17 protein-coding genes are annotated in these 20,460 nt (G+C 33.8%); all 17 read right to left on the bottom strand.

Annotated elements, in window-relative coordinates; translation table 11 throughout:
• Positions 1-10: 10 nt before the first annotated feature.
• Positions 11-1,654, bottom strand: coding sequence for a response regulator (locus NQ558_RS02725; protein WP_005361350.1), 1,644 nt, complete (start codon positions 1,652-1,654; stop codon positions 11-13).
• A gap of 137 nt (positions 1,655-1,791) precedes the next feature.
• The gene (locus tag NQ558_RS02720) at positions 1,792-3,444 is read right to left on the bottom strand and encodes a galactose/methyl galactoside ABC transporter permease MglC (protein ID WP_005361352.1); all 1,653 of its coding nucleotides are present in this window, start codon (positions 3,442-3,444) and stop codon (positions 1,792-1,794) included.
• Between the two features lie 20 nt (positions 3,445-3,464).
• Entirely contained in the window at positions 3,465-4,973 is a 1,509-nt protein-coding gene (locus NQ558_RS02715) for a sugar ABC transporter ATP-binding protein (RefSeq protein WP_005361354.1), read from the bottom strand.
• A 76-nt stretch (positions 4,974-5,049) separates the two neighbouring features.
• Complete coding sequence (locus NQ558_RS02710) at positions 5,050-6,336, bottom strand: substrate-binding domain-containing protein (protein ID WP_005361355.1); 1,287 nt, start codon at positions 6,334-6,336, stop codon at positions 5,050-5,052.
• Positions 6,337-6,681: 345 nt separating this feature from the next.
• A complete protein-coding gene (gene alsK / locus NQ558_RS02705) occupies positions 6,682-7,590 on the bottom strand; it encodes an allose kinase (protein ID WP_005361357.1) in 909 nt (302 codons plus the stop codon).
• Positions 7,591-7,649: 59 nt separating this feature from the next.
• Positions 7,650-8,300 (bottom strand): ribulose-phosphate 3-epimerase, encoded by a 651-nt coding sequence (rpe, locus tag NQ558_RS02700; protein WP_040446641.1) that lies wholly within the window; start codon positions 8,298-8,300, stop codon positions 7,650-7,652.
• 178 nt (positions 8,301-8,478) lie between these two features.
• Complete coding sequence (locus tag NQ558_RS02695) at positions 8,479-9,477, bottom strand: LacI family DNA-binding transcriptional regulator (RefSeq protein ID WP_005361360.1); 999 nt, start codon at positions 9,475-9,477, stop codon at positions 8,479-8,481.
• A 216-nt stretch (positions 9,478-9,693) separates the two neighbouring features.
• Positions 9,694-11,040 carry a glucose-6-phosphate isomerase gene (locus tag NQ558_RS02690; RefSeq protein ID WP_005361361.1) on the bottom strand — a complete coding sequence of 449 codons (1,347 nt, stop codon included), beginning with the start codon at positions 11,038-11,040 and terminating at the stop codon, positions 9,694-9,696.
• Positions 11,041-11,127: 87 nt separating this feature from the next.
• A complete protein-coding gene (locus tag NQ558_RS02685; protein WP_005361363.1) occupies positions 11,128-11,814 on the bottom strand; it encodes a hypothetical protein in 687 nt (228 codons plus the stop codon).
• A gap of 118 nt (positions 11,815-11,932) precedes the next feature.
• The gene (locus NQ558_RS02680; RefSeq protein ID WP_005361369.1) at positions 11,933-12,265 is read right to left on the bottom strand and encodes an HAD family hydrolase; all 333 of its coding nucleotides are present in this window, start codon (positions 12,263-12,265) and stop codon (positions 11,933-11,935) included.
• Positions 12,266-12,273: 8 nt separating this feature from the next.
• A complete protein-coding gene (locus NQ558_RS02675; protein ID WP_005361371.1) occupies positions 12,274-12,966 on the bottom strand; it encodes a 5'-methylthioadenosine/adenosylhomocysteine nucleosidase in 693 nt (230 codons plus the stop codon).
• Between the two features lie 381 nt (positions 12,967-13,347).
• Positions 13,348-13,596, bottom strand: coding sequence for a TIGR03905 family TSCPD domain-containing protein (locus tag NQ558_RS02670; RefSeq protein ID WP_005361373.1), 249 nt, complete (start codon positions 13,594-13,596; stop codon positions 13,348-13,350).
• Positions 13,597-13,598: 2 nt separating this feature from the next.
• Positions 13,599-14,348: an ABC transporter ATP-binding protein gene (locus NQ558_RS02665; protein WP_005361375.1), complete on the bottom strand. Its 750-nt coding sequence runs from the start codon at positions 14,346-14,348 to the stop codon at positions 13,599-13,601.
• A gap of 12 nt (positions 14,349-14,360) precedes the next feature.
• Positions 14,361-15,170, bottom strand: a complete 810-nt coding sequence (locus tag NQ558_RS02660) for an ABC transporter permease (RefSeq protein WP_005361377.1) — start codon at positions 15,168-15,170, stop codon at positions 14,361-14,363.
• Between the two features lie 249 nt (positions 15,171-15,419).
• Entirely contained in the window at positions 15,420-17,633 is a 2,214-nt protein-coding gene (locus tag NQ558_RS02655) for a bifunctional glycosyltransferase family 2 protein/CDP-glycerol:glycerophosphate glycerophosphotransferase (protein WP_005361379.1), read from the bottom strand.
• A 178-nt stretch (positions 17,634-17,811) separates the two neighbouring features.
• Complete coding sequence (locus tag NQ558_RS02650) at positions 17,812-20,001, bottom strand: bifunctional glycosyltransferase/CDP-glycerol:glycerophosphate glycerophosphotransferase (RefSeq protein ID WP_005361380.1); 2,190 nt, start codon at positions 19,999-20,001, stop codon at positions 17,812-17,814.
• The gene (tagD, locus tag NQ558_RS02645) at positions 20,001-20,417 is read right to left on the bottom strand and encodes a glycerol-3-phosphate cytidylyltransferase (RefSeq protein ID WP_005361381.1); all 417 of its coding nucleotides are present in this window, start codon (positions 20,415-20,417) and stop codon (positions 20,001-20,003) included. Before tagD ends, NQ558_RS02650 begins: the two co-directional genes overlap by 1 nt.
• Between the last annotated feature and the right edge of the window lie 43 nt (positions 20,418-20,460).

The following is a 20,460-nucleotide window of genomic DNA, read 5'->3' as shown; positions in this document are numbered from 1 at the left end:
CTGCATATATTTATGATTTTAATTTTGCATTTCGATATTTAGATGGTGAAATTCCAAATTTCTTTTTGAATACATAACTAAAATAGTTTGCGTCCATATATCCAACCATTTCACCAATCTTGTAGCTTTTCTCATTTGTATCTAAAATTAACTTTGCTGCTATATCCATTCTATAATCTGTTAAATAAGATACAAAAGAAATTCCTGTTTCCTTCTTAAATATAGAAGAAAAGTATGAATTAGACACTCCCATTATTGAGCAAACCTTATCCAAGGATAAATCTTCTTCCATATATCTGTTTGCAACGATATTTTTTGCGTCATTTATCAGTCTTCGTGATTTACTGTTTCGGACACTCTTTAATTGTTTTCCCATTTCTGTGGAAACTTGCACAATCCATTTTTTTAGTGTGCTTTCATCCATTTTTGGCACCTTTTCATAAGGGTTGCTCATTTCACCCAGAAAATCGTTAAAGTCAATAAAATTATTTTCGCAAAATCTGTAGAATGCTCCTACCATTTCCATTGTATATAACTTATATTGGCTAACCGTATTGGAATTGCTATGTATTCTGTCAACTTCCCTGTTTGTTGCCGCCTCTATTTCCTGTTCGTTTCCCAGATAAATGGCCTTAAACAATTCATGCATCTTTGTTTCTTCTGACTGTAATCCCATATTTTGTTTGTTTGGTGTGATTTCATCAATATTTATGGCTCTCTTTGTTCCATATAATACTCTGTATGATACGGCTTCCCTTGCCCCATCATACGAATTATTAATATTTGATATGTTATCACATACCATACCTATTCCTGCAGTTACTACTGCTCCAATTACTCTGTTAACCCACTTACAGAATTTATCACAAACATCAGTAAGTTCTACTGTCTCTTCTTTTGATTTCAATTCTATAATAAGAACTGTATTTCCTAAATATATAAATTCCCTACACTTGAATTTTCCCACTATTCTTGCTTTTATCTCTCTCTCAACTGACATAGATAATAATAATGGCGACATTTCTTCCGGAACATTATTTTCTGAAGTGTGAAAAACTGCACAACAAAAATACGGTCCATTTAAATCTATCTTGTATGCCTGCAAAAATTTCTCATATTCACTTTCGTTAACTCTTCCCTCTATTAACGAAACAAAAAAGTTAGTCTGAATAATTGGCAAAACATCATCGAAATAATTTTCAAGCTTTTGAACATTTAATTTTTCTTCTCTTTCTTTATCCAATGAATTCTTAACACGCTTAAGGCACTCTGACAATTCCACAGCGTTAATTGGTTTAAGCATATATTCATCTATTTCAAGATGCACTGCTTCTTTTGCATAATCAAATTCATCAAATCCCGTAAAAATAATTATATGAACATTTCTGTATTCATCGTTTAATCTTCTCGACAGTTCCAGACCATTCATATAAGGCATTTTTATGTCAGTTATAACAATGTCAGGTTGTAACTTTTCTACTAATTCTAATGCTTTTACACCATTTGTTGCACTGCCTACAATCTGCAAACCTAATTGTTCCCATAATATTCGGCTTTTTATTGCATCAATTACTTCTTCTTCGTCATCCACCAAAATAACTTTGTAATTTTCCATATTAGTTTTCTCTATATCAGTATTATTTTTTATTTCCATATTTCTCCCACCTGTTTTTTTTATTATAACAAACTATGAATTGCTTTTAAACCAATTTAGACTAAAAGCCGTTCCATTAATCATATAGATAATTAGAACGACTTTTAGCTTTATCATTAAGAAATATTTTCTAATATTTATTTTTTCTGTACATATTTAAGGCAGTCAAGAGTTACTGCTGCAAGGATGATAATACCTTCAAAAATAAACTGGAGGTTTGTATCGATTCCAAGGATTGTAAGTGAATAAGTAAGGGAAGTGAAAATAAGAACACCTGTTACTACACCTGAAATCTTACCAATACCACCTGTAAATGATACACCACCAACTACGCAGGCTGCGATTGCATCCATATCCCATCCTTGTCCATATGCTGCACTACCTGAACCAATCATTCTGTTACATTCAAGCCATGAACCAAATCCATAAAGAATACCTGCAAGAATGAATGCTCCCATAGTTACTTTGAATACTGAGATTCCTGATACTGCTGCTGCTTCAGGATTTCCACCTACAGCAAACAGATTTTTTCCAAAAGTTGTTTTATTCCAGATAAACCATACAATTGCAATGGCAACTAATGCCCAAAGTATAATTGTTGGGAAACCACCTATTTGAGGAATGAAAATATTAGGTATTGCCTGGTCAATTGCACCGAATGAAACACCTTTTGTTGCATATGTAACTAAACCAAAGATAATAAGCATGTTAGCCATTGTTGAAATAAATGGATGCATCTTAAATCTTGCCATAAAGAATCCTGCTATCATAGCAAAGAATGTTGTAAGTACAATGCAGACAACTAATGCCAAAATTGCTCTGTTTACAGGACCCATACTTGAAAAGTCAAATATGTGGCCAAATACTCCACCTGTATTAATACCGTTATGCATTATTATGGTCGACGCTACCATACCCATACCAACCATACGTCCTACGGAAAGGTCCGTTCCTGTTAAAAGGATTAATCCTGCAACCCCAAGGGCGAGGAACATTCTAGGGGAAGCCTGTTGCAAAATGTTAAGTATGTTTGTGTATGTAAGCAACTGTGTATTTTTTACTATTGGAGTTACTGCACATAATCCAATAAATATTAGAACAATAACAATATACAAGCCATTCTTGTAAAGAAACTGTGCTAAATTAAATGAATACTTATAGTTTTCTATACTCTGTGCTCTCTTTTGTACAAATGTATATTTTGACATTCGCAACAAGTCGATTAAATGATACTTATGTAAAAACGCATCATGTTTTCTGTCTTTGATTTCCTGACATTTTGATTCATGTGCCATCTTCACATCATATATTTTATTCTTGTAAACATATTTTTCATCTTTAATCTCATCCGGATCGGATAATTTACTTAACTGTGCTGTATGTTCTTCTTTTAATACTGCACAAATTCTCTCATACTCTTTCTTTTCAGCCTCTTTTTCAGCTTCACAACTGTTAACCACCTTATTGTAGTACTGGCTGTTATAATTTTTTGAAAGATAATCTTCAGCTTCTGCAATTAATTTGTTTACTTTGTCTTTATTACGACTTTCAACTGCGTTTGCCTCTTCTAATACTTTTTTATCGTTTTCGATAATTTTTGTCTTTTCTTCTTTTGATAGATTTTTGCTTTCTTTTACAACTGCAATATGGTTCTTTAAGCTTCTAACTTTGTCTGTACCATCTAATCTTAAAGCATCTATCTGTTCCTGTATTTTTCCTATATATTCATCTATGGGCTCTCGAAGTTTTAACTCCTCTTCAGCCGAAAGAATAAATCCTTTCTCTGCCATATCTTATGCTCCTCTCTTTTTTACAAATACTTAGCACTAAGTCTTAATAATTCTTCCTGATCTGTTTCTTTAGTGTTAACTATTCCTGCCAAATGTCCATTAGACATAACGCCTATTCTATTAGTTATACCTAAAATTTCCGGCATTTCAGATGAAACAACTATAATTGTTTTTCCCTGTTTTGCCATGTTTATAATCAATTCATATATTTCGTATTTGGCTCCAACATCAATACCTCTTGTTGGATCATCCATCATAAAGATATTAGGTGAACGTTCAAGCCATCTTCCAAATATTGCTTTCTGCTGATTACCACCTGAAAGGCTTGAAATCATATCATCCGGTCCCATACATTTAGTATGCATAACTTTTATTTCATTTGCCGTTGCACGAACCATTTCATCTTTGGATAATGCTATACCTTTTTTGTAGTGATTCATATTTGCAATAGTAGTATTAAATGTAATGTCTCCCTTTAAGAATAAGCCATTGGCCTTTCTTTCTTCTGTTATAAGTGCAAAGCCATGATCCATTGCATCCTTTGTTGATGTAAAATTCATTATTTTTCCATCATAAATTACATTTCCTGCTGCTCTTGTACGCATTCCAAATATTGTTTCAAGTAATTCCGTTCTTCCTGCACCTACAAGTCCATATAATCCGAAGATTTCTCCTTTTCTTATGTCAAATGATATATTCTGAAGTTTAGGTGCGTATTTAGTAGACAAATTTTCCACTGAGAAAATAACTTCTCCCGGCTTATTATCTACAGGTGGAAATCTGTTATCAAGTGAACGTCCAACCATTGCTGAAATAAGTTCATTCATATCTGTGTCTTTGCTGTCTTTTGTCATAACAAGACTTCCATCTCGTAAAACTGAAATCTGATCACAAATTTCGAATATTTCATCCATTTTGTGTGATATGTATATTAATGAGATTCCCTGTTCTTTCAACTGTCTCATCATCTTAAATAACTTTTCAACTTCCGGTGCTGTTAGTGATGATGTAGGTTCATCAAGTACAATTACTTTTGAATTGTATGATATAGCTTTTGCTATTTCACACATCTGTCTTTGTGATACAGACATTTTCTTCATTGGCTGAGTCATATTAACTGTAATTCCAAGTTTTCTGAATAAGTCTGAAGCTTCTTTTTTCATTCTTCCTTCATCAACTACGCCCATTGAGTTCTTAGGATATCTTCCTAAAAACAAATTATCTACAACACTTCTCTCAAGGCACTGGTTAAGTTCCTGATGTACCATTGCCACACCATTTTCCAGTGCTTCTTTAGGACCTGAAAAGTTTACTTCTTTTCCATCTAATATTATCGTTCCTTCGTCCTTTTGATAAGTTCCGAAGAGACATTTCATCATTGTCGATTTTCCGGCTCCGTTTTCACCCATAAGTCCCATGATAGACCCCGGTTTAACATTTAAACTAATATGTTTTAAAACCTTATTTCGGCCAAATGATTTGCTCATTCCATTAATCGACAAGATGTATTCATTCTTATCTCCTGCCATATTTATACTTCCTCTTCTTTTAATAAGGGGGCTTTAAAGCCCCCTTCTACAACCAGTTTAATCTTTAATTAGAATTCTATTTTGAAAGAATTGATGTATATGAAGCTGCATTATCTGTTTTAACCATGTTAATTGCAAATGCATCATATTCGCTAGGGTTACCTAAACGGTTTGTAATATTTGATTCTGTCTGACCATCACCACCGATGTAATCTACTTTAAGGTTAAGAAGATCATCATACTTTTCAAGTAATGGCTGATATGTTGAGCTAAGGAAGTTATCTGATGCATTGTAAATGTTAAGCCATACTTTCTTTTCAGGACTCTTACTTGCATCAAGCTGTTTTGAAACCTTGTCATAAATCTTTGTTGAATCTGTAAAGTCTTTATAATTGTCTTCTGTTACAGCTACGTTTAATGCGTAATATGATCTTTCTTCTTCGCTGTATCTGTAATCTTCATCCTTTGTAAGGCAGTTTCCTGCATCATCTGCTGTACCGATACCTGTATCTACATCTACACCATCAAGTGCATTACGAAGAACTCTAAGTGTAAGGTATGCCTGTACGTCTGCGTGCTGTGAAATTGTTCCGCCGTAGCCTTCTGCAATTGCTGCTACTGCATCGCTGTTAGCATCATATCCAAATGTTGGAACTTTGTTGTCCTTTGCCCATGCATTGAACATTGACATTCCCATACCATCGTTATTAGAAACAACTACATCAATCTGTTTACCAAATGAAGCTGTCCATGTTCCAATTGCGTTACCTGCTGTTGCTGCATCCCATGTTGCTCCGGCTGAGTTTTTCATTTCCTGAGAAGCAAGTTCTCTGATTGTATATGTTTTTCCGTTAACTTCTAATTTTGCATCTTTAACTACTTTTGATGTTCCATCAACGTTTGTTCCTGCAGGTGATGAATCAACGCTTCCATCTTTGTCTACTGCTGTTCCAAGCTGTGAACGAACACCACATGTACGTGCTATTGAATCATTATGTCCGATATCACCAATTGCAAGTACATATCCGATTACTCCGTCTCCGTTTCTATCAATTTTATCAATGTGTTTTTTAATGTAATCAACAACCATCTGTCCCTGAAGTTCCGCACCCTGATTAGCATCAAATCCTACATAATATGTTTTGTCATTAAATGTAAGTGCTGTCTTATCAAGTTCACCTGTTGAACTGTTTGATGGCTGACGATTGTACCAACATAAAGGCTTGTCCTTATTGGCTACGTCTCCGCCTGAACTGCTTCCGCCACTTCCACTACTTGAACTTCCTCCTGATGAACCACATCCTACCATTGAAACTCCAATTGCTGCTGCTACCAACACTGTTAATAATTTTGATTTTCTCATTTAACTGTTCCTCCTGTTTTTTAACTTTTTGTTTTCCCGTCTCATTGACTACGTTCATTATAGATTTTATCTTGTACAAAAAAAATAGAATATTTTTAGATTAAATAGCAATTTTTTTCTATTTTTTACTTTTTTTATGGATATTTTTACTAATAACGTTTTTATTTTTTATGTGATTTTGTTGTTATTTGCTTGTTTTTTCTTGTATGTTTTGTGTATTTTTGTATTTTATGTTAAAAGTTGTCCTTATTCCCATCCGGCCATTCATCCACCCCAACCGAAAATAAGAGCCGCACTAAGCGACTCTTATTTTCTCATTAATAAATATCAATTATTATATATTCTCTATTTTTCTAACAATGTTTTTGCAAATATTATTGCGCCTTTTACTCCGTTGTCTACTTTATCTTCTGAGTACTGGATTTCAAGGCTTTCTGCCGGATACGGTTTTCTTGCATGCACATACAATCTTTCTTCCAAATAATCCTTAGGGAAGCCTTTCATATTAATTACTCCGCCACCGAAAATAATGGAGTCAGGATTTAGTATATTGATTTCAGTGCATGCCACGCAGGCAATATTGTCCACAAAATTCTTTAGCACCGTATCATTGCTTTTCTTTACAAACAAATCATTCATATCTACATCAGGATAGTATTCCTCTTTCAACTCAACCAACTTCCAACCTGACGCATAACACTCTGAGCAGCCAAGGTTTCCACAGCCACATTGACTTGTTCCACCGATCATTGGAATGTGACCAAGTTCTCCTGCCACACCATCTTTGCCTGCCAGTGGTTTTCCATTGATAAATATTGCATTACCCACTCCTGTGCCAATGTAAACACCAATGCCTACACCTTCATCACTAAGCTTTTTATCATACTTATCCCAGTAATATAACATATTTACGTCTTTTTCCAATACAACAGGAATGCCAAGATTTTCTTCTAATTCTTTTCCAAGAAAAAGACCATCCATTCCTTTTATGTTAGGAACCTGAAGAATCTGCTTTCTGTCTGAACTTAAAGTTGCAGGGATTCCAATTGCAATCTGCTTAACCTGCACATTCTTGCAATACTTATCAAGATAATTCTTTAAAACTTCAATCAAACTTTCTGATATGTTTCCGTCCTTAAATGTTTCCTTGCTTGAAACCCTTTCAAAATCCACAAGCTGATCATTTTCATCAGTACGCCCGATTCTTATATTAGTTCCGCCAATATCAATACCAATTACACATTCATTATTCATAAGTCACCTCTGCCTTATTTTATGCACAACAATTCTGTTAAATTTCTACTTTGACACTTCTACAAGCTTCTTAACTCTTTAACAATCTCTTTATAAGATTTTTCCTTGCCAAATAATGCTGATGTTCCAAGGATAAATCCTTTAACACCAACCTTGCTTAAAGTTTCCACTCTTTCAGGTGAGCATGCACCATCAAGCATTACCTCGTAGCCATATTTTTCTTTTAATTCTACTAGCTGTGCAATCTTTTCATCTACTGAAGAGATGTACTTCTGTCCTGAGAATCCCGGATTAACACTCATTACCATTACATAATCCACAAATGGTAACAATGGCTTAATTGTTTCTACCGCTGTTCCCGGATTAATTGCAATGCCCGGCTTTACGCCCAAGTCTATAATTGACTGTAATGTTCTTGTTGGATGTACATCTGATTCGGGATGAATATAAATAATGTCAATTCCCAATTTTGCAAACTTCTCAACATAGTTGCCAGGATTTTCAATCATCAAATGTGCATCAACAGGTATTGTTGATGCTTTGCAAATATACTCCACATCCTGTAATCCCATTCCAAAGTTTGGAACAAACTGTCCGTCCATAATATCAATATGGAAGATATCTACCCCTGCTTCAATTAAATCATTAACTTCCTTCTCCAAGTTTCTGTAATTTGCACACATCATTGATGGACATAATAATTTTTCCATAATATTCTTCCTTTCTTCTTTCATAATTCGATGATATAAAAATTTACATCTTTTCTAAAAACTATGAGAAACACATATACGTTTCCCATTTGGTTGTCTCTTATGTTTCTTACTTGTTTTTAGTGTAAACGTTTACATTATTATTGTCAATATATTCTTCTATAATTTATCAAATAACTTATTTTCCTGTTTTTCTTTTCACTAATTTCACCGGAACCACAATATGGCTTTCTTTCGGTCTTTCTCCGTCCATTAGTTTTTCCAACATTTCAGCTGCTTTTTCAGACATTAACTCTATCGGCTGTTCCACCGTAGCTATAGGTGTTGTAGCAATCTCTGATAACAGGCTATTATCATAGCCGAATACTTTTACCTGAGAAGGCACCTTTATTTTTAATTCTTTTAATGCCTTTAATACACCTATGGCAATAAGGTCAGTTGTGGCAAAAACTCCATCAATCTCTTTGTCTTTCCCGAATAGTTCTATGGCTTTCTCGTAAGCATCCACCTCCGATACATTGTCAAGACTTACTAATCGTGGCTTACCTCCTGTTTCTTCCATTGCCTTACAATAGCCTTCCCATCTTTTTATATGTGTTGAGCCTTTATCCTTAGGGCAAAAACAAATTATATTTTTGCAACCTTTTTTAATCATTTCGTTTGTTGCCTGATATCCACCTGACACGTTGTCGCTTTCAATAAGAACCATATCCTTTTTGGTGTTTCCATACGCCGGTTCTCTGTCTATATAAACCGTAGGTATTGAAGTCTTTTTCTCCTTCTCGGTTGTAACGGAGACTATATGAATAATCCCCCCTACGTGCTGAGCCTGAAGCATATTAATGCACTGGCGTTCCATTTTGTAATCCTCATTGGTGTTACATATTATGGTTGCATATCCTCTTTCAAAAAAAATAGTTTGAACTTTTTTTGCTATTTTGCTAAAAAATTCAATGGAAATATCAGGAACAATTATTCCGATTGTTGTGAATTTCTGAGTTCTAAAACCTTTTGCCAAAAGATTAGGTACATAGTGGTTTTCTTCCATAACCTGCAATATTTTCTTTTCAGTTTCAGGTGCAACCTTTCCATTCCGGTTAATTACCCTTGAAACAGTAGCAATTGACACCCCTGCTAATTTTGCAATATCTTTTATGGAAACACTTTTTTTACTCATAACTACTCCTTTTTTGGCAAACTCTTAATTCTAATTGTAAAGCACATTAGCTTATTTCGCAAGAAAGAAAAGGAGACAGGAAAAAATCCCATCTCCTAAAAATTCTTATATATCTCTAATACTAAATTCTTTATTAGAAACTGTTTAAATTACAATATCCATTAAACTAAATAGCTTTCAAACTATAATTTATTGTTAAACTAAATATCCTTAAGATTATAATCTCTTTAATAATGCTTCTGTCATATCTTCGTATCCCGGCTTGCCAAGTAATGCGAACATATTCTTCTTGTAGCTTTCTACACCAGGCTGGTTAAATGGATTAACTCCAAGAATGTAACCACTTACGCCACATGCAAATTCATACATATAGAATAATTCACCAAGGTAAAATTCGTTCTGTTCAGGAACCCTTACCATAAGGTTAGGAACATTTCCATCTGTGTGAGCAAGAATTGTACCGTTCATGGCACTCTTGTTTACAAAATCCATATCCTTACCTGCTAAGTAGTTAAGTCCGTCTAAATCTTCAGGATCTTCGTCGATAACTACTGAAGCTCTTGACTTTTCAATGTTGATTACTGTTTCAAACATTGTTCTTGAACCGTCCTGAATGAACTGTCCCATTGAGTGAAGGTCTGTTGTAAGGTCAACTGCTGCCGGGAAAATACCCTTCTGGTCTTTTCCTTCGCTTTCGCCGTACAACTGTTTCCACCATTCACCAAAGTAATGAAGACTTGGTTCGTAGTTAGCTGTAACTTCGATAAGCTTACCTTTTCTTAATAATATATTTCTAATTGCTGCATATTTCATTGCATCATTTTCTTCGAATGCGTTGTTTAATGCTTTCTCTCTTCCGCTTGCTGCACCTTCCATTAACTTGTCAATGTCAGCACCACTTACTGCAATTGGTAATAAACCTACTGCTGTAAGAACTGAGAAACGTCCTCCAACATCATCAGGAACTACGAAGCTTTCGTATCCTTCTGCTGTTGCAAGTCCTTTTAATGCACCCTTCTTAGCATCAGTTGTTGCATAAATTCTCTTTGCAGCTTCTTCTTTTCCATATTTCTTTTCGAGTTTTTCTTTGAAAACTCTGAAAGCGATAGCTGGTTCTGTTGTTGTACCAGACTTAGAAATAATGTTAACTGAGAAATCTCTATCTCCAACTACATCAAGTAATCCCTGTAAGTATGAAGGGCTAATGCTATTACCTGCATAGTAGATTTCAGGTGTCTTTCTTACTTTCTTAGGCACATTGTTGTAAAAACCATGTCTTAAAAATTCAATTGCAGCTCTTGCTCCAAGATAAGAACCACCAATACCTATAACGATAAGTACTTCTGAATCGCTCTGAATCTTTGCTGCTGCTTTCTTGATTCTGTCAAATTCTTCTTTATCGTAATCAACCGGCAAATCAATCCATCCAAGGAAATCATTACCTGCCCCTGTTCTTTCAACTAAAACTTTTTTTGCGTTTTCGGCAATTTCTTTCATGCTGTTAACTTCATCATTTGAGATAAATGATTCAGCCTTTGAATAATCAAATGTAACTTTAGCCATGTCTCAATTCCTCCGTTTATTACAAAACTAAATTACATTATAAAATGTTGAAACGATTTTTTCAAGACTTTTGCCTTACATTGTTGATTATTGTAGAAATTCGCCAATCACCTGATTAAGGATTTGTTCATCTGATTCAAATTCCTTGTTATTAGTACTAGTTTCAGACTGCTTTTCTTGTACAATATTTTCATTTCCCGGTTTTTCCATATGGCTATTTTCTCTAACCACAACTGAATCTTCCAAATAATCAATCAAAATATAGGTAAGTTCTGTCTGTTTTTCGGATATTTTTGTGCTTCGGTTAATCATGTCAAGAACCATTCCAAAGAAATATCCAATCAAAACGTATACTATCGCCTCTATCTTACTTTTTCCCGTAAGATAAATTCCAAAACCTGTTCCAACTGCCAATGTAACACTTAAAATAATACACACGTTTATAATATTATTAAGCTTATTTAATGAAAATATACCTAATTTGCATTTATTCAGACTTCTTGCAGCAAAAATCATTGGATTCGCCACGTGCCCGTTTATTTCTTTTATGCTGTCATATTTCATTTTAATCTGTCTTAAAGTTGCATTCTTTGGATTTGACATATGCTCTGCTTTTCTAATCATTCTGCCATATCCAAATGCCGCCAGCCATTTTGTAAAAATTCCCAACAAAAAAATACTTCCCATTACGTATAGAAAGTATTTCTCGTTAATTATCTTCGGTGCATTGTTATAAAACCATTCCTTCATTTCAATAAAAGTATAATCTGCCATACTAAAAAATCCCCCTCACTTAAATGTATAGTAATCCATCTGAAAACTTATTAGCATTTTAGCACATTTTCTTTTATTGCACACCAAAAACCGTTCGTCGTAATTCGACATTTAATTTTTAGATTAAATTGTTTTCCTTACAAAAATAGTAAATTCCATCTTCCGCAACATGACCGCAAATCTGCTCTGATATGGCTTTTAAATCATCAGATGCATTTCCCATTGCTATAGGATGTCCAACTTGTTCAAACATTTCAATGTCATTATTGCCGTCACCGAAAGCCATTGCCTGAGACTTGTCTATGCCATAGTATTCAAGAACTTTATTTACGCCAATGCCTTTTTCCTGTAATCTTCTTAGTGTTTCAAGCATCTTTTCCGTAACACATTTCTTTTCCATATCGATTAGTGTTCCGTCTATGTCAAAAAATATGATTTTAATGTTATCCATATCTGCTCCTAATAATTTTTAATCATACAATTTATAAGTTTAATTGAATTTTCTGCTGCTTTTGCTTCAAAAGTAGGATAATCCATCTGTGCTCCACCGTCTGCTTTGTCAGAGATTGCTCTAATTACAACATAAGGTGTTTTATTTAAATATGCAGTGTGGGCGATTGAAGCTCCTTCCATTTCTGCACAGTCACCATTAAAGGTATCTCTTAAATAAACCTTTGCTTCATGTGTTCCAATAAACTGGTCACCTGAAACTACCTTGCCTTCAAAAATTTTAACGTCAAGCCCTGCTTCCTCTGCGCTGTCCTTTGCAAGTTTAATAAGGTTCTCATCTGCCTTAAACTCTGACTGGTCCATATCTGGAATTACCCCTTTGGCATATCCTAAAGGTGTAACGTCCATGTCGTGTTCTAACGCACTTGTTGAAACTACAATGTCGCAAATGTTAATATCATTGTTAAGTGAGCCGGCAACACCTGTGTTAACTAAGGCACTTACCCCAAATACACTTACAAGTATCTGTGCACAAATGGCTGCGTTAACCTTGCCGATACCACATTTTACAGCTACTACTTCCTTGCCGGCAAGGGTGCCTTTGTAAAAGTCCATTGCGGCAATATTCTTGATTTCTACGTTTTCTAATTCTGATTTAATGCTATTGACCTCTACGTCCATAGCGCCTATTATTCCTAGCATAATTTCTCCTTTTCTATTTCAATTGCAAAAGCTATTGATTCTCTTGTCACAGGAAAAATTTTATATACGCAAACAATAGGCAGAAATTCGCAATTTTGCGAGCATAGCGTAAAGCGCAAAACCTACTGTCTGAGCCGTAGGCGAGTTTAGGTTTTCGCTTTGCAATAGGCGGCGGAGCAAAATAAGAATTTCAACGTGTTTGCATATAAAATTTTTCCTGTGACAAGAAGTTCTGTTAGCTTTTTCAATTATAGTCGAAACGGGTTTATTATGACTAGTCATAACGAACCCGCTTGTTTTTTGTTATTTTGTTTGATTTTATGTAAACCAATCATTCCACATTATTTTCCAATTTTTACAACGATCTGTTTACTTTATTTCTTACTTGTTTTCTTCTAAGTATTGTTCAAGTGCTTTTGCCAACTGATCTGGGCATGATGTTCCTCTGCCTCCGCAGTCGATGCCTTTTAATCTTTTGATTACTTCTTCTACTTCCATTCCTTCTACAAGTGATGCAACACCCTGTGTGTTTCCCATGCATCCCATTGTGAATTTTGTATTTGTTACTTTGCCGTCTACTACGTCAAAGTCGATTGCTCTTGAGCATGTTCCTTTTGTTACGTAATGCATTTTTATTCCTCCAGTTTTCTTTCGTATATTTCTGAAACGTCGTCTATGTCTCCCTGGGCTATTAGCTGACCATGTTCAAGGAGAATGGCTTTGTTACAGAGTCTTTTTACCTGTGCAAGGCTGTGTGATACGAATAATACTGTTACGCCGTGGTCGAACATTTTCTGCATTTTTCGCTCACATTTCTTTCTGAACTTAGCATCACCTACTGATAATACTTCATCCAATATTAGGATTTCAGGTTCTACTACTGTAGCGATTGAGAATCCAAGTCTTGCTCTCATACCTGATGAATAGTTCTTTATTGGTACATCTATGAATTCTCCAAGTTCTGAGAACTCTAAGATTTCGTCATATTTTTCTTCAAGAAATTCTCTTGAAAATCCAAGTACTGAACCGTACAGGAATACGTTCTCTCTTCCTGTGTAGTTAGGATCAAAGCCTGCGCCCAATTCTATCATTGGAGCAATGTGTCCGTATCTTTTTACTGTACCTGTCGTTGGTTTGTACACACCTGCGATTACTTTAAGAAGTGTACTTTTTCCGGCACCGTTTAATCCAAGGATTCCTAAACGGTCACCTTTTTGCAGTTCAAAATTTATGTTTTTCAAAGCCCAAAATTCATTAAAGTGAATCTTCTGCCCTTTTAATTTCTTTATTATTAATTCTTTTAAGTTATCTACTTTTTCTTTACTTAAGTTAAAGCGGATACTTATATTTTCAACTTTAAGTGCAATTTTTTTATTGCCCATAATCAGCCTCCTTTAGATGTATAGGATAAATCTGTCCTGATTCTTTTTAAATACAATTACACTTATGATAAGTGCAACAACACTAAACACTGATGAATAAATCAACATATTGATTTCCATTGAGCTTGTAAATATTGATTCTCCTAACAATACAATGTGTCTGAAGTTTTCAATAATACAATACAGCGGGTTCATTCTGATTACTGTTCTAACCACTGAGCTTCCAATATTATCAACATAATAGAATATTGCTGAGCAATACATTAACAGCATAAGTAATACGTCCCAAAGGTATTCAATGTCTCTAAAGAATACGCAGACTGTTGAAAGGAACATTGCTGCTGCTATACACATAATTAATAATACAAAAACAGGAATTACTATTTCTATAATATGCCATGTAAGTGGAATTCCTCTTACAACACCTACTATCGCAAGTACTATAAGTGATAGTAAGAATATAACGTAGTTATAAATTACACTTGATAAAGGATATAGATATTTTGGTACGTATACTTTCTTTATCATTGCCTGGTTTGATCTTATTGATCTCATTCCTATCTTTGAGGCACTTGAGAAACAACTATATAAAAGTCGTCCACAAAGAATATATACCGGATATAATTCCGGTCCGTAAACTCCACCTTTACTTCCAAGCATAGATCCGAATACAAATGTAAGAACTATCATTGTAAGCAATGGTTCCAACAGAGTCCATATTAATCCTAAATATGATCTTCTGTATTTTAATTTAATTCCTTTCTTAACTAATTCAACTAAAAGGAATCTATATCTCATAAAACTGTCGATATAATTCTTCATAAAAATCTCCAATCCAATATGTTTGCCCTATTAAGCTTAGGACCTTCTCTCTCTTTAATTTGTACTTATTCTAAGTCCAGTCCTGTATGTCCTTAATTTAGGCGATACATGGTTTAATTATATATATTTACAAAAATATGTCAAATGCATTATGTTTTGTAACATTTTTATGTTTCTGCTTATTAATCAGGTTACTTTATCTATAAAAGATTAAAGGCACCGACTTTTTTTACAAATCATTTATTTTTTCTACTTTACACCGAATACTTTTTCGCATACACGCTTTGCCGCATTACCGTCGTCTATGCAACAGAATCTATTATAAAATTCCTGATATTTATCTTTGTATTCTTCATTAACCTTATCAATATTTTTAATTGCATCTATTACTTCATCGTTAGTCTGAAGTATTGGTCCCGGAAGTTCTTTTTCAATATCAAGATAAAAACCTCTAAGAACGTCTCTGTATTTTTCAAGGTCATACATATAGTACAAAATAGGGCGTTTAAGATTAGCATAGTCAAAAAATACTGATGAATAGTCTGTCATACAAATATCTGACACAATATATATGTCTGTTATGTCACTGTAATTACTTACATTAATAACAAAATCAGACATTCCTGTTAAATCAAGCTTGTCTACTATCCAGTAATGCATTCTAAGAAGAATTACATATTCATCACCTATTTCTTCTTTTAAACGTTTAAGGTCCAGTGCCAATTCAAACTTGTACTCACCGGCACCGTAAGAATTATCATCTCTCCATGTTGGTGCATAAAGAAGAACTTTTTTATTCTTTGGTATGCCAAGTTTTATTTTTAATTCATCTGCTTTTTTATCTAAATCCTTATCATACAAAGGATCATTTGCCGGGTATCCCAATTCTAGAATTTTGTCTTTTTCATACATAAAACAGCTCTGAAACTTTTCTGTTGAAAACGGGTTATCTGATAATAGGTAGTCCCATTTTCTTGACTGCTTGTAAACAATCTGCTTATATTTAGGGTTAGCTGAGTGTACATCATCCATATCAAAAACCAGTTTTTTAAGTGGCGTTCCATGCCATGTTTCAAGCATTATCTGACTGTCTCTCTTCGGATATGCGTGAGGTTGTCTCATATTGTTAACCCAATATTTACTTCTTGTCATGTAATAATAATATTTTAATCCAAAGCGCTTAATCTTCTTACAATTTCCGTCAATTACAAGATTTTTGTCATTAACAACCCAAATATATTTAAATTTGGAACCGTAATTCTTCTGAAGGTACCGGTAAATATATTTTGGCTGTCCTGAATAGTTTCTTCCAACAAAACTTTCAAAAACAATCCAGTTGTCTTTCTGTTTCATCTTGCCAAAAACGTATAGATTAATGGTTCTATACATATGCTTTTTGCTTGTAAACATCATTACAAGTTTTCTCTTAATAAGTCTTATATTTGACCATTTTTTTACTTTTTCCATATTATAGTCTGTGGCATTTCTAAGAATTTTCTTTTCCACAAAACCATATTTTGAAATGGTCTTCTTTCCACATTCCTTAACCATAGAAGACATTAAGGCAAAATCAATTGATTCTTTATCTGCTGAATTACCATGAAACTTTCTGCTAAATACTTTTACGTAATAATCGCAGGCCATTTTTTCAAAGTGATTTCTAATATCATTTTTGCTCTCTGATAATTTCATACAATCAAGAAATGATTGAACAAAATGAGCATCCTTCCTATCATCTTCCATTTGAGAAATAGATGGCAGATTAATCTTGTCATTGTGATATCTCTTTACGTAAATACTATCCTTATTGCAGCCATAATTTTTCACATTCATAAGAACTTTAGTCCAAAATTCCGGATCAGAATAATATTTCTGCTCTTCATTAAACTTAATATTATTATCTGTTAAGAATTTCTTTTTAAACACTGTCCCTAGAACTGTTATTTCTGATAAATTGGCGAAATTTTTTAACTTATAATCATTTATTTCTGAGAAATTAAAGTTATCATCATTATTAACCTTAGAATCTACTTCCTGTTCGCTTCCATCGTCGATAACATCTCCCTGATCCACGTTAAAAGCGGCCTTCTTAAACCATGTATGAAAAATACGACCATATGTAAGGTCTTTATTCCCATCCATTGTTTGCATTAATCCGGTTAATGTATCTTCCATAAGATAATCATCACTATCAAGGAAATACACATACTCTCCATTAGCCTTTAAAAGTCCCAAATTTCTGGCGGCACTTACTCCTGAATTATCACCGGTTTCATAAACTTTTAAATTAATTGACTGTGAAAACTCACTTATCAGTTCTTCAATATTTTCTTCCGGATTTATGTTAGCTTTGTCTAAAACAAGCACTGTTTCTATGTCTTTATAATCCTGCTCCTTAATGCTGTCAAAACAATCTTTTAAATATTCTTTTCCTTTTCCAAAAGCAATAATAATGCTTAACATACCTTCTCCTTATAAACAAATAAAAAAATCAACTTTTAATTTATTAATCTCTATACCTTAAAAACCCTAACTACAATACTGTGAAAACATGCTTTGATTTCAATATTATAGTTAGGGCTACCTGTTTTCAAACTTTAAAAACCGTTAGTTTTTAAATTTTTAAAATTAGTTAAATCTTTTATTTAAATACTTTTTCTACTACTCTCTGGGCTGCGTGTCCGTCATCAACACAACAGAATCTGTTGTAGAATTCTTCATATCTGTCTTTGTATTGTTCTTTGATTTTGTCGATATTCTTAATTGCATCAACTACTTCATCGTTAGTTAAAAGCAATGGCCCCGGTAAGTCCTTTTCCATATCAAGATAAAATCCTCTAAGTACATCTCTATACTTGTCCAAATCGTATGTGTAATAAAGTACAGGACGTTTCAGGTTAGCATAATCAAAGAATACTGATGAGTAGTCTGTAATAAGCATATCTGAAATAAGATACAAATCAGTAATATCATCATAACTGCTGCCGTCAACTGTAAAATCACCATATTTACTTAAATCAAGCTGGTCTACTATGAAATAGTGAAGTCTTAATAACAATACATATTCATCCCCAAACTCTTCCTGAAGTCTGTTAACATCAAGATCAAGTTCAAAACCATACTGTCCTGCTTCGTAGAACTGGTCATCTCTCCATGTTGGAGCATAAAGGATAACTTTCTTATCCTTTGGAATTCCAAGTTTCTCTTTAATCTTTGCTGCCTGCTCTTCTCTGTCAGGTGCATACATTGGGTCATTAGCAGGATATCCGTATTCCAAAATCTTTTCTTTTTCAAATCTGAAACAGCTCTGGAATCTTTCTGTTGAGAAAGGATTGTCAGATAACAAATAATCCCATGCTCTTGTCTGTTTAAATACAATATCCTTGTATCTTGGGTTCGCTGAATGTACATCATCCATATCAAATACAAGTCTCTTAAGTGGTGTTCCATGCCATGTAGCTAACATAACTGTTTCTTCACGTCTCGGAATGCTAAGAGGCTGTCTCATATTGTTAACCCAATATTTGCTTCTATTCATATAGTAATAGTATTTCAAGCTGAAACGCTTACATGTTTTATGTTTTCCCGGTATTTCAACACCTTTTCTGTCAACAACCCATATGCATTTATACTTGTCGCCATAAGCTTCCTGCAAATATTTATATACATATTTAGGCTGTCCTGAACAGTTTCTTCCCATAAAGCTTTCAAAAACCACCCAGTTTTCTTTTAATTTCATCTTGTTAAATACATAAAGAGTAATAGTCTTATTTCTTACTCTTGGGTTCTTTATCATTTTTACGATTTTTCTGTTGAAAAGAACACGCATAGCTTTCTTTTTCATCTTAGCGAAATCGTTATGTTTCATTGATTTAACCATTGCCTTTTCAGCATGTGTAAAATCATCTTTTAATACTTTGTTATTAATATCTTTTGCAAGAGTTGCTAATTCCGTAAAGAATTCATTTCTCCATCTGTCATCTTCTGACCAACGCATTTTCATAATGTATTCTTTAACAACAAACTTTGCAAGAATATAATATAAATGGTTTATAATTCTCTCATTTGTTCCTGCTGCCTTAATTGCATTCTTGTATGCAACAAAATAATCCAACATTGTTTCCTCTCTAGGAAACTGCGAAATTGCAGGATTCTTAGCCTTATCATTATGATGGCGCTTAACATATACTGATTCTTCGTTGCTTTTAATATTCTTAGCGTTATTTAAAAGCTGAACTAAAACTTTTGTATCTGAAAAATATGTCTGTTTTTCATTAAATCTAATATTATTGTCTGTAAATAATGACTTCTTATAAATAGCTGATAAAACAGTAATCTTGTCTAATTTACGATATTTTTCAAGCATATTCGCGTAAGGTTCATTAAAGTCATAAATTACTTTTTTATCATCTGCGTCATTATCATTATTGTCGTCATCATCACCCTGGCTGTCATTAAATGCCTGCTTCTGGAACCATGTATGTTTCATTCTTCCATAAGCCATATCTGTATCTTCATCCATTACGTCCAATAATAACTTAATAGAATCACCATACAGGTAATCGTCATTATCAAGGAAATAGACATACTCTCCTGTTGCCTTATCAAGACCAAGGTTTCTTGCACTGCTGACACCATGTTTATCTTCAAGATAAAACACCTTTAAGTTAATCTTATCCTTGAACTCTTCTATTAAAGGTTCGATATTATCCTCTGTGTGGTCAACTACAAGAATAGTTTCGTAATCCTTAAATTGCTGTTCGGCAATACTTTCCAAACAATCTTTTAAATATAATGTATCTTTCTTATGAGTTACTATAATGCTAACCATTACTTATCTCCCTTAGCAGCCATATCTTCGTGGTTTAAATCTGTCTTAATCTGTGTTGTTGAAATTCCTTCTGTTCTTGGAAGATATACAACTTCACAGTAATCCTTTAAGAAGTCGAACTTTCCTTCCCAGTCATTTCCCATTACAAATGTGTCAATCTTATAATCCTGAACATCACTAATCTTCTGTTCCCAGTTTTCTTCAGGAATAACAAGGTCTACATATCTGATTGCTTCAAGAACCTGCTTTCTTTGTTCATATGTGAAATAACATTTCTTCTGTTTTGAATTCCAGTTAAACTCATCTGTTGAAAGAACAACTACAAGATAATCTCCAAGTTCCTTTGCTCTTCTTAGCAAATTAATATGTCCATAGTGAAGCATATCAAATGTACCATAAGTAATAACTCTCTTCATAATTTATACCATCCTTAGAATTCTAAGGTGTCACTTTTAAGTG

Origin of the sequence: Eubacterium ventriosum (genome assembly GCF_025150745.1) — a bacterium.
Classification (GTDB): Bacteria; Bacillota; Clostridia; order Lachnospirales; family Lachnospiraceae; genus Eubacterium_G; species Eubacterium_G ventriosum.
This window is presented reverse-complemented; position numbering and strand designations above follow the sequence as displayed.

Excerpts from the sequence above, each read along its gene's own strand:
- NQ558_RS02650 (WP_005361380.1), bottom strand. The coding sequence starts at position 20,001 with ATGGTTAGCATTATAGTAACTCATAAGAAAGATACATTATATTTAAAA.
- NQ558_RS02665 (WP_005361375.1), bottom strand. The coding sequence starts at position 14,348 with ATGGGCAATAAAAAAATTGCACTTAAAGTTGAAAATATAAGTATCCGC.
- NQ558_RS02720 (WP_005361352.1), bottom strand. The coding sequence starts at position 3,444 with ATGGCAGAGAAAGGATTTATTCTTTCGGCTGAAGAGGAGTTAAAACTT.
- NQ558_RS02715 (WP_005361354.1), bottom strand. The coding sequence starts at position 4,973 with ATGGCAGGAGATAAGAATGAATACATCTTGTCGATTAATGGAATGAGC.
- tagD (WP_005361381.1), bottom strand. The coding sequence starts at position 20,417 with ATGAAGAGAGTTATTACTTATGGTACATTTGATATGCTTCACTATGGA.
- NQ558_RS02695 (WP_005361360.1), bottom strand. The coding sequence starts at position 9,477 with ATGAGTAAAAAAAGTGTTTCCATAAAAGATATTGCAAAATTAGCAGGG.
- NQ558_RS02655 (WP_005361379.1), bottom strand. The coding sequence starts at position 17,633 with ATGTTAAGCATTATTATTGCTTTTGGAAAAGGAAAAGAATATTTAAAA.
- NQ558_RS02670 (WP_005361373.1), bottom strand. The coding sequence starts at position 13,596 with ATGCATTACGTAACAAAAGGAACATGCTCAAGAGCAATCGACTTTGAC.
- NQ558_RS02660 (WP_005361377.1), bottom strand. The coding sequence starts at position 15,170 with ATGAAGAATTATATCGACAGTTTTATGAGATATAGATTCCTTTTAGTT.
- rpe (WP_040446641.1), bottom strand. The coding sequence starts at position 8,300 with ATGGAAAAATTATTATGTCCATCAATGATGTGTGCAAATTACAGAAAC.
- NQ558_RS02690 (WP_005361361.1), bottom strand. The coding sequence starts at position 11,040 with ATGGCTAAAGTTACATTTGATTATTCAAAGGCTGAATCATTTATCTCA.
- NQ558_RS02685 (WP_005361363.1), bottom strand. The coding sequence starts at position 11,814 with ATGGCAGATTATACTTTTATTGAAATGAAGGAATGGTTTTATAACAAT.
- NQ558_RS02680 (WP_005361369.1), bottom strand. The coding sequence starts at position 12,265 with ATGGATAACATTAAAATCATATTTTTTGACATAGACGGAACACTAATC.
- NQ558_RS02675 (WP_005361371.1), bottom strand. The coding sequence starts at position 12,966 with ATGCTAGGAATAATAGGCGCTATGGACGTAGAGGTCAATAGCATTAAA.
- NQ558_RS02725 (WP_005361350.1), bottom strand. The coding sequence starts at position 1,654 with ATGGAAATAAAAAATAATACTGATATAGAGAAAACTAATATGGAAAAT.
- NQ558_RS02710 (WP_005361355.1), bottom strand. The coding sequence starts at position 6,336 with ATGAGAAAATCAAAATTATTAACAGTGTTGGTAGCAGCAGCAATTGGA.
- alsK (WP_005361357.1), bottom strand. The coding sequence starts at position 7,590 with ATGAATAATGAATGTGTAATTGGTATTGATATTGGCGGAACTAATATA.